This is a genomic window from Moorena sp. SIO3B2 (assembly GCF_010692525.1).
Taxonomy (GTDB): Bacteria; Cyanobacteriota; Cyanobacteriia; order Cyanobacteriales; family Coleofasciculaceae; genus Moorena; species Moorena producens.
Window position 1 is genome coordinate 1 of the sequence record NZ_JAAHHE010000194.1, and the last position, 12,030, is coordinate 12,030.

Annotated in this window: 12 protein-coding genes; 5 read left to right on the plus strand and 7 right to left on the minus strand. The window is 42.0% G+C overall.

Translation table 11 applies throughout. The annotated features are described in order from the left end of the window. Positions 1 to 340: 340 nt before the first annotated feature. A complete protein-coding gene (locus F6K38_RS27020) occupies positions 341 to 793 on the minus strand; it encodes a SufE family protein (RefSeq protein WP_287314508.1) in 453 nt (150 codons plus the stop codon). A gap of 71 nt (positions 794 to 864) precedes the next feature. Here F6K38_RS27020 and F6K38_RS44425 point away from each other — a divergent pair, with 71 nt between their 5' ends. After that, positions 865 to 1,053: a hypothetical protein gene (locus F6K38_RS44425; RefSeq protein ID WP_287358153.1), complete on the plus strand. Its 189-nt coding sequence runs from the start codon at positions 865 to 867 to the stop codon at positions 1,051 to 1,053. 275 nt (positions 1,054 to 1,328) lie between these two features. Then, positions 1,329 to 2,762, plus strand: a complete 1,434-nt coding sequence (rsmB, locus tag F6K38_RS27030; protein WP_287358156.1) for a 16S rRNA (cytosine(967)-C(5))-methyltransferase RsmB — start codon at positions 1,329 to 1,331, stop codon at positions 2,760 to 2,762. 159 nt (positions 2,763 to 2,921) lie between these two features. On the opposite strand, the gene F6K38_RS27035 is transcribed toward rsmB, so the two are convergent. Next, positions 2,922 to 3,875: an Rpn family recombination-promoting nuclease/putative transposase gene (locus F6K38_RS27035; protein WP_287358158.1), complete on the minus strand. Its 954-nt coding sequence runs from the start codon at positions 3,873 to 3,875 to the stop codon at positions 2,922 to 2,924. A 352-nt stretch (positions 3,876 to 4,227) separates the two neighbouring features. Between F6K38_RS27035 and F6K38_RS27040 the strand changes: the two genes are divergently transcribed. The 3 genes from F6K38_RS27040 (at position 4,228) to F6K38_RS27050 (ending at position 5,225) form a co-directional block, all read left to right on the plus strand. Further along, a complete protein-coding gene (locus F6K38_RS27040; protein WP_009149134.1) occupies positions 4,228 to 4,461 on the plus strand; it encodes a hypothetical protein in 234 nt (77 codons plus the stop codon). A gap of 53 nt (positions 4,462 to 4,514) precedes the next feature. Beyond that, positions 4,515 to 4,727 (plus strand): hypothetical protein, encoded by a 213-nt coding sequence (locus F6K38_RS27045; protein WP_287358161.1) that lies wholly within the window; start codon positions 4,515 to 4,517, stop codon positions 4,725 to 4,727. A 303-nt stretch (positions 4,728 to 5,030) separates the two neighbouring features. After that, on the plus strand, positions 5,031 to 5,225 hold the full coding sequence (locus tag F6K38_RS27050) for a hypothetical protein (protein WP_287358163.1): 195 nt from the start codon (positions 5,031 to 5,033) through the stop codon (positions 5,223 to 5,225). On the opposite strand, the gene F6K38_RS27055 is transcribed toward F6K38_RS27050, so the two are convergent. From F6K38_RS27055 to F6K38_RS27075, 5 genes are all read right to left on the minus strand, one after another. Next, complete coding sequence (locus F6K38_RS27055; protein WP_287358164.1) at positions 5,209 to 5,397, minus strand: hypothetical protein; 189 nt, start codon at positions 5,395 to 5,397, stop codon at positions 5,209 to 5,211. The two genes, F6K38_RS27050 and F6K38_RS27055, sit on opposite strands and share 17 nt — an antisense overlap. Before the next feature lie 257 nt (positions 5,398 to 5,654). Continuing rightward, the gene (locus tag F6K38_RS27060; protein ID WP_287358166.1) at positions 5,655 to 8,117 is read right to left on the minus strand and encodes an SAV_2336 N-terminal domain-related protein; all 2,463 of its coding nucleotides are present in this window, start codon (positions 8,115 to 8,117) and stop codon (positions 5,655 to 5,657) included. A gap of 125 nt (positions 8,118 to 8,242) precedes the next feature. Further along, positions 8,243 to 9,217 (minus strand): AAA family ATPase, encoded by a 975-nt coding sequence (locus F6K38_RS27065; RefSeq protein ID WP_287265782.1) that lies wholly within the window; start codon positions 9,215 to 9,217, stop codon positions 8,243 to 8,245. A 15-nt stretch (positions 9,218 to 9,232) separates the two neighbouring features. After that, complete coding sequence (locus F6K38_RS27070; RefSeq protein ID WP_287265781.1) at positions 9,233 to 10,741, minus strand: VMAP-C domain-containing protein; 1,509 nt, start codon at positions 10,739 to 10,741, stop codon at positions 9,233 to 9,235. A 46-nt stretch (positions 10,742 to 10,787) separates the two neighbouring features. After that, a partial coding sequence (locus F6K38_RS27075; RefSeq protein WP_287358168.1) for a metallophosphoesterase occupies positions 10,788 to 12,030 on the minus strand: 1,243 nt, incomplete at its 5' end.

The following is a 12,030-nucleotide window of genomic DNA, read 5'->3' on the forward strand; positions in this document are numbered from 1 at the left end:
CACCTGAAACCCAGTTTATACAAGGGTTTCAGGCTTAATTTAGTCTGGATTTACTCAAATATAGGGAATCGGGAATCGGGAATCGGAACCCACCCCTAACCCCTCCCAGGAGGGGAACGGGAATCGGGAATCGGGAATCGGGAACAGAGCTGGTTGACTGACTTTAGATCATGGCGTAGGTTGGGTTGAGGCAACGAAACCCAACCAAGCGTGAGGTGTTAGTTGGGTTAGCGATCGCGTAATCCAACCTACGGGACAATCAGCATTTCAAGGGTCTTGTCAGTTAATCCTCGGTCCGGGGTGGGTGACCGGGTGTGGGGAAAATAGAAGGGAAAATCCCTCAATTTAATTCTCTCGAAGACATTCCCAACTGATATCCCAGGGCTTTTTTCTTCATGGTCTGGAAAATGTTGTAAAATCCATTAGCGCGAGAAGGGGTTAAACTAGCATTCAATCCTATGTCTTGAATAAAGTCAGGAGATAGGTTGACAATCTCTGTTGGCGTCAGTCCATTCAAGCCTTCAATCAACAACGCTACTAACCCTTTAACCAATTGGGCATCTGAGTCTCCCTGATACAAGACTTTGCCATCATCCAAGTTAGCAGTGATATAAACCTGGGACACGCAGCCAGGAACCTTGTTTTCTGGCACTTTATCGGTTTCTGGCATGGCCTGAAGCTTCTTGGCGTACCACAGCAACTGCTGATACCGTTGCTTGGGGTCTTTGCGGCGCTGAAAACGTTCTACAATCCGAGCAAGAGCTTCTGGTAAAGGGGTTGAGGTGGCTGACATACCCAATGTTTCAAAAGGATTAACCATTTTATTTATAGCAGTTATCAATACCGAATTGATCACTGCTATAAATGCATATTAGCGTGAGCATTCAGCGGTCAGCGGTCAGCGGTCAGCGGTCAGCGGTCAGCGGTCAGCGGTCAGCGGTCAGCGGTCAGCGGTCAGCGGTCAGCGGTCAGCGGTCAGCGGTCAGCGGTCAGCGGTCAGCGGTCAGCGGTCAGTGGTCAGCCGTCAGCGGTCAGTATTTGACTGAAAGCTGATAACTCAAAGCTGATAACTGATAACTCAAAGCTGAAAGCTCAAAGCTGAAAGCTCAAAGCTGAAAGCTGAAAGCTCAAAGCTGATAGCTGAAAGCTGATAACTGATAACTCAAAGCTGAAAGCTCAAAGCTGAAAGCTCAAAGCTGAAAGCTGAAAGCTCAAAGCTGATAGCTGATAGCTGATAGCTGATAACTGAAAGCTGAAAGCTCAAAGCTGAAAGCTGATAGCTGATAGCTGATAGCTGATCAGGTAAGACCCAGAGGAGTACAGAGTTTGTGAGCCAAGATAAATCATCAACCTTTGATAAACAAAATCCTCGCCAGTTAGCATTCCTAGCTCTCCGGGATATTCATCGGCGGGGTGCTTTTGCTGATATTGCCCTGAATCGAGTGCTACAAACAGCTCAGTTAACTGGTGCTGATCGGGGCTTAGTGACAGAATTAGTTTATGGTAGTGTCCGACGACAGCGCACTCTGGATGCTCTACTTGACCAGTTGGGCAAAAAGAAAGCTAATCAACAACCTCCAGATTTGCGCACTATACTTCACCTTGGACTATATCAGCTGCGCTATCAAGGCCGAATTCCTGCTTCAGCAGCGGTCAATACCACCGTTGACCTAGCTAAGAACAATGGCTTCAAAGGACTGGCAGGGGTGGTTAATGGTTTACTACGAAACTATGCCCGTTTAGCTGCCAATTCCCCTGACCCTTTGGAGTTGCCAGAAGGGGATATGGAGCGTCTGGGCATTTTACACAGTTTTCCAGATTGGATGATCGAGCTGTGGTTACAACAGCTGGGACTAGAGGAAACAGAACAGCTGTGTCAATGGTTTAACCAATCTCCTACTATTGACTTACGGATAAATCCCCTCAAGGTGTCCATTGAGGAAGTGGAGGCAGGGATGCAATCTGCTGAACTGGCTATTCAGCGGGTACCGACCTTGGTCTCCCACCAGGACGAGGGGAATGGTGAGATTATCCCTATTTTCAGCAACCCAGCTCAGCTCCCCCAAGCACTGCGAGTTGTGGGTGGTGTTGGTGCGATTCAAGAGCTACCAGGATTTAAGGAGGGTTGGTGGACTGTTCAAGATTGTAGTGCCCAGCTGGTCAGTTATCTGTTGGACCCTCAACCTGGTGATGTGGTGATTGATGCCTGTGCTGCACCAGGGGGCAAGACAACTCATATTGCAGAATTAATGGCAGATCAGGGCAAAATTTGGGCATGCGATCGCTCAGCTTCCCGCCTCAAAAAAGTCCAACAGAATGCCCAACGGTTACAATTACAATCGATTCAGATCAGTACTGGTGATAGTCGCGATTGCCCTGAATTTACTAACGTCGCTAATGCTGTGTTATTAGATGCTCCCTGTTCCGGTAATGGTACCCTTCACCGACGTCCTGATCTGCGTTGGCGCATGACTCCAGAAAAAGTCCAGGAACTTACTGTTTTGCAAAAAGAATTGTTAGAGCATACCGCAACTTGGGTCAAGCCCGGAGGGGTTTTAGTTTATGCTACCTGTACCTTAAATCCTCAAGAAAATGAGGCGGTAATACAATGGTTTCTGGAAGGTCATTCCCAGTGGCAAATTGAACCCCCTACTCTTTCGTTTATTAAGGAGTTTTCAACACCAGAAGGTTGGCTGAAAGTTGTGCCCTATCGAGACAAGATGGATGGTTTTTTTATGGTGCGCTTAAAGCGGATGGATTAGTTAAGGGATATAGGAAGGGGAATCGGGAATCGGGAATCGGGAATCGGGAATCGGGGAGAGTAGTAGGGTGGGCAAAAATATTTTTTTTTATTATTAATGATTATACTATTTTGCCCACCCTACGTTAATTGGTATTTTTTTGAACTTTTTCTTACTCTGTTAGGACAACTGATTAATTTCATCGATAGTCAACCCCGTATATTGAGCAATATCATTCAGGGGTAACCCAGCGGCCTTCATCTGTTTAACAATCTGCTGTTTTTCTTCAAGTCTACCTTGTTCTCGTCCTTCTATTCTTCCTTCTTCTCGTCCTTCAAGTCTGCCTTCTAGTCTACCTTCTTCTCGTCCTTCCCTTTTCGCGAAACTCCATGCACGTCGCGCGTCCTCCAAGGCCATCTCCTGTTTGCGGAGTTTTTCTACTTCTGAGACACTCAACCCCGCTTGATTCGCTATAGTTAAGGCTTGTTCTAGCTGTGGGATTTCCCTGAGCTGGTCAGGAATAATTTCTAAGTTGGGTGCTTCTTTGATAAAAAAGATCCACTTATCTATCACACTTTCTAACTCTTCCAGTTGCTTAGTAAATTTGGGGAGTTCTACAAACACCAGCTTTAACTCGTTCTCCTGATAAGGCAAGTGGTCTTCTTCCTCTTGAAAGTAAAAACAGCTAATTACTTTCTCAGTTGAGGGGAATAATTTAAAATCCGTGATGGTTAAAGCAATAACCGGATTTAGATCGAAATATCCCTGTCCCGATTTCAGTTGATTTCCATAGGTTTTGCACAAGTTATAAACCACTCGCTTCTCGAAAGCCTCCACATTCCATAGTTGCATCTCAATGATGACAGTAGTTCCATCCTCTAATACTGCCTTAACATCCAGATAGCGATGCAGCGCGGTCTTGGGGGTTTCCCCCATGAGCGACTGCATCAAGACAGTGTCTTTTAAATCTACTACATCCCCGGCACTATAAGGATCAATAATTTCTAAATCCTGGATGACGGAATTACCAGAGTAGATCATGGCATTTAGGAAGGAAATCAGAATATCCTTACTCTGATCTGATCCAAAGATTTTTTTGAAAGCAAAGTCAGTTTTCGGACTGATGAATCTCATGGTTTTACAGGTTGATATAGGGAGCAGGGAATAGGGAACAGGGAATAGGGAACAGGTAGCTTGTAGGGTGGGCAAAAACAGTTTTTTTTTTTTGAGTATTAATGATTATATTACTTTGCCCACCCTACTTTATAATCTTTACTTTTGTAATTAAGCAAAAAATCTAGTAATTTCACCAAATTTACCACACTAAATACCATCCCCACACTTAGAAAAACAATATCTTACTTATGCCCTATTTACTATTATAGATATTTTCAATTTCCTAATAAAAAAAAATCCTAAATACCTTGACATTTAATTAATTTATGTATATATTAATAATATACACCATTTAAAGATACTGCGTGTCATGACTAAAAACATTCCGCCTAACTCCGATGACAATCAAACTCCTGAAAACCCTGGTCGTAAACCTAAGAAAGTCAAGTACGTTTTGATCGGTTCTCCTGAACAAGTTCGGAATACTATTAATGCCATCTATGGCCTTAAATACGCCTATCCCGACGAGTGGAGCACTCCAGAACCTACTGAAAAGCCTGGTGAGGTTATGACCTTTTTGATTCGCTATTTCTATGTAGACTAGGATAGGGTTTTGCCAGGGTTTTTACGCCCTGGCGACCAGGAATTGTGGCGGTTATGTTTAAGCTATCAGCTATCAGCTATCAGCTATCAGCTATCAGCTATCAGCTATCAGCTATCAGCTATCAGCCAACAGCCAACAGCTATCAGCTATCAGCTATCAGCTATCAGCTATTAGCTATCAGCTATCAGCTATCAGCTATCAGCGAACAGCGATTAGCGCTACGCGCACGCTACGCGAACAGCTATCAGCGAAAGGCTAACAGCTGACCACTGACCACTGACAGCTATCAGCGAAAGGCTAACAGCTGACCACTGACCACTGACAGCTGACAGCTGACGGCTGACAGCTGACGGCTGACCACTGACCACTGACCACTGACCACTGAGGAATGTATTCGTTGATCAACAGTATCTAGATTTGAGCTCCGCTGTATTTGTGGTGGCTTACACAATAGAATTCGGTCAAGGATTGGGGTTAACCAAAACTTGACCGATTTTTTTTTATTGGTACAGTTAGATGAGTTCTAATTTGGTGAGGTATAAAGTCTTGGGTTTTAGGGAGTAGGGAGTTTGTTACACTCTTTACCCTATTTCCTTTTTCGGCCTAAGTCTTGGTTGGTCAAGGCTTCGATTAATGGGATTCGGCGAAGCCGACGCTACGCGATCGCATTCCTGATTAGTTTGCCAAAACCAATGCAGCACGGTCTTGGGGATTTCCCCCATGAGCGACTGCATCAAGACACGGCCCTCAAGCTGTCGCAATAGTAAGTTTCTTTCCCCTTCTTCTCGTCCTTCCCTTTTCGCTAGGCTCGATGCACCTCGCCAGTCCTGCAAGAGCATCTTCTGTTTCAAGAATTTCTCCCCCTACTAATTCCATCTGATAATCAGGATGCTGTGCTTGCAGCCTTTCTAAAACTTTGACTGTTAAACTAGGCATTCTTAAAATCTTCCATCTACATTTTTAGTTTATACGACTATGCTAAATCTCAATAACAAACCTTTACATACTATCAATAAATGCTGAAAATGCGGTTTTAATTGTTCCTCGATTAATCTAGATTAAAAACCAGTTTTAATCTTTCTATTTTCTGCTCCAGTTGATTAATCAAGTTTGGGTGCAATAGCAACATTTATACCAGTTTTTATTTGGGCAACTGGCTTAATTTTTCAGCACCAATAGGTGGAGTTGCTTTACTAATCAATAGCTACTTTTACGCGAGTTCCTTTTACCGGCTTTTGTGGTTTTATAAATTCTTCTACCTGAATCCTTGTTTTTTGTTTAGCGTAAATGTTTTTCATGTGCTTCTTAACAGTATTGAGGGTGATAAATAGCTGCTGGGCAATTTCTCTATAAGTAAAATTCGCTTTTCTTAGTGACCATATTTCCTCTTCCCGGGGAGTTAACCCATATTTGAGCGCATCAGTGCTAGTGGAATTTTGATAAGATTGATTTTGATCTTCTATAGTGACTAACAGGTAAGGTTCTTGTGATACTTCTAACGTTAACCATCTAACCCTAACTCGAAACTTAACTGACTGGTTCACTTGAAGTTCAGATTCCATAATTACTTTGGGATCGTCAAACCACTCACGACTATCAATTAATGCTTGGCAAATTCGCCAAATTGGCTCAGGGATAGAATTTATCTCTGACTTACCTTGAGAGATTTGAGAGCATATTTGACGTCCAAACTCATTGGCGTGAAGCAACTTTCTATTAATAGTTATAATCAGCACTCCATCAACAAACCCTTCAAGGATTGCTTGGATAAGCTTTGGTTTCCTATTCAAAGGAATACTAGCAACAGTTTTATTCTCCTCCCCTTCAAGGATTGCTTCCACAAGAATTGATTTCCTCTTAAAAGGAATGATAGCAGCAGTTTTATTATCCTCACTATTGTCTTCTTCTATTAACTCTTCATTTCTGATAAGTTCTTCAGCAAAACGAGCATACTCCCCTCCTAATCGCCTTAAAACTTGAGCCTTGAGGTGTGCAAAGGTACAAATTTTTTTTTCTAATAAATCATTACTTGCAGTTGCCGTTTTCAGTAAAAGATCTTCAAAGTCTTGTAGTGATAAGCCTAATTGGTTAGCGACAAACTCAGATACCTGATCAATAACTGAAACGGTTTTACTAATGGGTACAGAATCTACTAATAATTCCCTTACCCCTGGCTTAAATTCGTACTCAATATAATCGGGATTTGAATCTTGGTCTACAGGTGTTATAGACTGGAGCAGTCCACTCATAAACACCTCGGCTACATGAATTTGGGCGGATTTTGGTAGCAGGGTTTGCTGAATGAGTTGCACTACAGGTAAACTAACCGGAGCCGCTGCCATTAATCCAGCTAACCGACGCGCCATAGGAGAAGCCGTAGCACGAAATCGACTAACTAATGCTGGTGCTGTGAGTTGGGCTTGAGTAAGTTCAGCATCTACTGCTCTTCTCTGTGCTTGGGGCTTTTCGGATACATCAAAGTTAAACCCCACTGTACTAACATTCCCCTGACCAGCTATTACCTGTGACCACGCCAGTAGGGGGTAGGGTTCTAACGTAACCACGGGAACATTTATAGAGGATTTATTCTGAATAGACTTACTGTTCCCTGTTCCCTGTTCCCTGTTCCCGACTTCTAAAAGAAGTCCAATGTCATCTTCATCCCAAGGTTTAACAATCAACTGAGAATTGACAACTCCAGGACTAAGAGAATGCAATTGCACTGGTGTTTCTGAACCTAAAGCCGTGCGTTCCCAAAGCCGTTCAGGAAGTAGCTGAAGGATAGTCAGTAAACCATTGCGTCCCCACAACTCTAGCACTGGCTGAATTAATTGTCTGCGCCAAGCCACAGAAATACAATCACTAACCAATAGAATTAAACGTTGTTTCTTGGGGTCAATTAATACCTGGGGAGGATGGGGAGTGGAATCATACCGACCCGTGCTAGTTTGAGGAAATAAGTTGACTTTTGTTTCAGTAATCCTTAATTCCCAGGTGCGTACATCTCGAAACGCTCCATGATGCTTCACTAAATGTTGCAGTTCAATGATTGTCTGTTTCCAAACCGCAGTTGAACTAGTTTTTTCAACCACCAACGCTAACTCTAAGCATCTTTCGGAAGCAGGTTTCAGAACTGGAAGCCAAATTTTTGATTCGGCAATTTGGTAAACAGTAGCTTCTTCATCCAATATCGTTTCTGTAGCAGATGGGACGTTCCGCATTAACGGACGAAGTGCCCGTCCCAACGCCAGACTATTTCTCAATGCTACCGCTGCTGGGACTTTAATCGGAATTGCTTCTCTACTTTCTTTAGTCTTGTTAGGTTTGGAAAAGGGTAGATAAACATCAGCACCAGGTTTTTTGGCTTTAGGTGGTGATTTTTTGGTATCTGGTTGGATATTTGGAGTTTGATTTCGGGGTTGCTGTGATTGCTCTTGGGATACCGTTGATGCTTGCGATTGCTGCTGTGGTTGCTGTGATTGCTCTTGAGATACCGTTGATGATTGGGATGGCTGCTGTGGTAATGGCTGCTCTGGTTCCTCTGACTGGTCTATGGGCTGATCTAGATGAATAGCCAACCAAAAAATTTCTGCTATTTCCCGAGCAGTTAAATCAAATCCTGCTTGTTGTAGAATAGCGATCGCTTCTTCAATCATATCCCTTATATAGCAATTCTTCTAATCATGACCTACAAATCTCTGGGTTTTAGGGAGCAGGGAGCAGGGAGCAGGCAAGAGACAAGAGTGAAAAAATCCTGTTTACCTCATAGCTATGATAAACACTATATACTACTGAGAGACCGTAGCAATCGGTCAATTAACTTTGCTTTTTTCTGGTCTTTGTCTTCTTCTTGAGAGTCAACCATGGGAGAATCTTGTGTATTGACTGTGTTAGTTAACAGATAAATGGCATTGAGCAATTGGTCTGTAGCCAAGTCTCCTTTATCCCGTTGCTTGAGAAAGGTTTCAATAATCGGTTCTGCTTGTTCAAGAGTATCTAACCCTAAATGAGCTTTTACAATTGCTGCTAATTCCTCCTCATTTGGTTCCCGTAAATCTAATCGTAAACAGCGTCGTAAAAAAGCCGGGGGAAATTCCCTCTCTCCGTTACTGGTAAGGACTACAAAGGGAAATGCTTCACAGGTTACCTTTCCCCTGGGGATAGTTGTGGTTTGATTATCCCAGGTTTTGACAACAATGTCTGGAAACTGGTCACTGATTCGTGTTAATTCTGGGATATCAAATTCTCCTTCTTCAAAAATAGTCAATAAATCATTGGGTAAATCAATATCGCTTTTATCCATTTCATCAATTAATAATACCCTGGGGTAAGTTGAGGGTAGTAACGCTGTTCCCAAGGGACCCAATTGAATATATTTACCAATTTCCGCTAAATTATCTTTGCCCCTTCCTTGAGCATCTTGTAATCTACCAATGGCATCATAACTATAAAGTCCTTGCTGTAAATGGGAGCGAGTGGTAATATTCCAGCGTAACACTTCTCCTAATTGTAACTCTTGAGCGACTGCATAGGCCAAAGATGTTTTTCCTGTGCCTGGCTTTCCGGTTACTAATAAAGGACGACGCAGATACAACGCTGCATTAACTAACTCTATTTCCTCTGGCCTGGTCTGATAGGTTGTACCCCGTTCTTTTTTGTCAAATTTCCGCCAACTAGGAGGCTCAGGCAGGCGTTCAATTTCATTGTGTGGTTGTTCGGGAGTTCCGCGAAATATTTTCCAAGAGTTATTAGTCATAGGGAGATTTATTAGTCATATGGTTGTATAGTTAATCTGGGGTGGTAGTAGATAGGGGTCTTCCCACAAAAGAGCAAGATGGTGTCCGATATGTTCTTGTTTATTCCCTTCGCCAAAAGCTTCTGAACGTTGTTGTTTTACCTTTTCGGGAAGTTCATTTATTTTACAATTGAGTAATTTATCGAGTTCCTCTTGACAATTTATAGTTTTAAAATCATTCTTTTTCAGCCATAAAGCAACTGGTGTTGCACTCTCGTTAATTACTTCAATTATATTAACACATGGGGGGGTATTTGATTTTAATGCTATCGCTTTTTTTTTACTTCTTCTTTGTTCTAAATCAGCAAGCAATTTATTGTGATTATTAAAATTACTAACATCAACAAAAAAATCATGGCATTGAATTTCACAACTAGAGTTTAGTAGTTTCCAGTTTTCGATGCATTGTGTGTTGTAAGGCTTGTCATATTGTTTTTCTTCAGGATTATGATGAATATCTTTAAAAAAATGTTTAAAACGTTCCAGCGATCGAATATATACGTAATAATTGCTACCAATAGTACGTTCATAAAACCTAATTTTAATCTTAATTCTTTCAAAATCATGGTTCAATAGTTGATCAGGCAATACAAATACAATAATTGGATCACAGGAATAGTCTTTGTAAATTTGCCGCGTTAGAAAAAACTCCATTAAAGTTTCTAAATCTTTAAGAGAGAAGACATTTCCTTCAGATTCTCCATGAGCTGGTGGAGTCCCTAACAAAATAGCCTTTTTCTTTTGTGAATAATCATAATTACTTAGGTCAGCAATGAACCAAGCCGAGACTAAATAATTAGGTTGACGTTGTTGGTGATATTGCTTACTGGAATCTAGCTTGACAAGCAGATAAGGTTGTGCATCTAAGTTGGGTTGCTGACAAGTTTGATACTGACTGCTACTTTGAGGTAATAAATCAGAAGGGTTATTAGCATTTTTTTCTAACCATTTCTTGAGTTTATAACCAATTGGCTTGGGAATATCTCCAGTTTTCAATAAACGAGCGACAAATTTTACAATAATTTTTTCATTCTCAGTTGATTGAGGTATATCATCCAAGTTTTTTAGAATTTCAGCTAAACTGTCAGGGAGTTCATCTTCCCAATCATTCCATAAGTTATTAGGACAACAAGCTTGATAAGCCTGTTGCATTGCTTTGATAATATTTTTTGGTAAAGGAAATAATATGGAAAGTAAACTAGACGGAATTTTAAATTCTTCGGAATAGAGCTGTTTTAATTCATAATTACCTGGATTTTGGTTAAGTGCTCCATCAATTAATTTTGGCAACTTATTTTGAGCAACACAATAATTTAGTAATTCGTGAACGATTTGCTTTAAATTTCTACCGCTAGCAACCTCTTTCAGACTTATATTTAATTCATAAAGTACCATCATCTCTAATTTATCTTCATCAGGAAAAGCACTACACAGTGCGTTGTTTATCTTTTTGAGGAGATAGCCAGGGGGATTTCCAACATTCATTTACAGTTACTTCAATACTTTAAGGGATAGATTTTCCAAAAATTGATTACAACTCAATACAATAATAATCCAAAGAATTTTTTCCCGGACCCTGACTCCACCGTGAATCAGGTTTCCAAGCACCATTGGGTTCTTCCCGGCGGCGAGTGTAGACAGTAAGCTTTTTATCGTTAATTTTCAAGAGATTATATTGCCAGGGATAAGCAGATCGTAGTTCAAAGTTCGGTGCGCCAAAGGTGCCAGCACAAATTCCGTCGAGTTTGCGTCCACCTCGGCTGAGGTCGTAATGTAAACGGTTGGTTTCGGCTTTATGGATATGTCCGTGGAGGAACAAGCGAAATCCAGCAACGGCCAGTTGTTCGATGAAGCCTTTGTCAATAATGCGATCGCTTCCGTCACTATTGAGGGGATGGTGCCAAACCGCTATTTTCAAGGGGCAGTTGCGGTAGTCTGGGTTACGGCGAATCTTGGTCAGGGCGTTGGCCAGAGCACCGGATTTGATGCTAGCACGGGTTTTGAAGTGATGATCCAGTTCCCAAGCGGAGTTTAGTCCTAGGATCAGCAAGTTTTGCTCTGGGAAATGGTCGATAATGGCTTGCTGGTCATAGTCGAGGGGATAGGGTTGACCTTTGATAGCTTGATAGAATTGGCTGAAGTGAGCAAACCGTTGTTGGTATTTGGCTTCATCTCGGACTCGAATTACATTTGGACTCTCTTCGATGTAGTGACCCTCTTTGGGTTTACCATCGTAGTCTTCGAGATCCAATAACTGATAACCCCGCTTTGCTAGTTCCCAATTGAGGTCATGGTTACCCGGAACTATAACAATTTTCTCTGGGTCTAGGGGGAAGTCTTTGCCGAGGTTGTCGAGAAACTGTTGTGCAGCCTGGTATTCTTCTGGAGTGGAATAATTAGCGATATCACCCGATAGGATCAGAGCATCAAGGTCAGGGATTTGAAGTTCGTAGCTGAGGTCTTGGGCGAGTTGGTTTGACCAAAGGGTAGCTTGCTTAGGGGTGGTGATGTGGAGGTCCGAGAGGTGGAGGATATGGGTGGTTTGACAGGATTTTTTCCCAGTCCTCCCCGTCCCAGGGCTCAAATCATGCTTGGCATTTTCGTATAACCATTGCTTTAGTTGAACACCAATTGGGTTGGGAATATCTTCAGTTTCTAATAAACGAGCGCCAAATTGTATAATAGGTATTTCCTGATCATTGTAGTATTGAGGTATTTTATCTAAACTCTCTAGAATTTCCTCTAAACTTTCAGGGATTTCCTCTGCCGAATCA

What these genes read in the sequence shown, in the direction of transcription:
- F6K38_RS44425 (WP_287358153.1), top strand. Translation starts at nt 865, where the DNA reads ATGCATATTAGCGTGAGCATTCAGCGGTCAGCGGTCAGCGGTCAGCGG.
- F6K38_RS27055 (WP_287358164.1), bottom strand. Translation starts at nt 5,397, where the DNA reads ATGCCTAGTTTAACAGTCAAAGTTTTAGAAAGGCTGCAAGCACAGCAT.
- F6K38_RS27040 (WP_009149134.1), top strand. Translation starts at nt 4,228, where the DNA reads ATGACTAAAAACATTCCGCCTAACTCCGATGACAATCAAACTCCTGAA.
- F6K38_RS27060 (WP_287358166.1), bottom strand. Translation starts at nt 8,117, where the DNA reads ATGATTGAAGAAGCGATCGCTATTCTACAACAAGCAGGATTTGATTTA.
- F6K38_RS27065 (WP_287265782.1), bottom strand. Translation starts at nt 9,217, where the DNA reads ATGACTAATAACTCTTGGAAAATATTTCGCGGAACTCCCGAACAACCA.
- F6K38_RS27035 (WP_287358158.1), bottom strand. Translation starts at nt 3,875, where the DNA reads ATGAGATTCATCAGTCCGAAAACTGACTTTGCTTTCAAAAAAATCTTT.
- F6K38_RS27045 (WP_287358161.1), top strand. Translation starts at nt 4,515, where the DNA reads ATGTTTAAGCTATCAGCTATCAGCTATCAGCTATCAGCTATCAGCTAT.
- F6K38_RS27070 (WP_287265781.1), bottom strand. Translation starts at nt 10,741, where the DNA reads ATGAATGTTGGAAATCCCCCTGGCTATCTCCTCAAAAAGATAAACAAC.
- F6K38_RS27020 (WP_287314508.1), bottom strand. Translation starts at nt 793, where the DNA reads ATGTCAGCCACCTCAACCCCTTTACCAGAAGCTCTTGCTCGGATTGTA.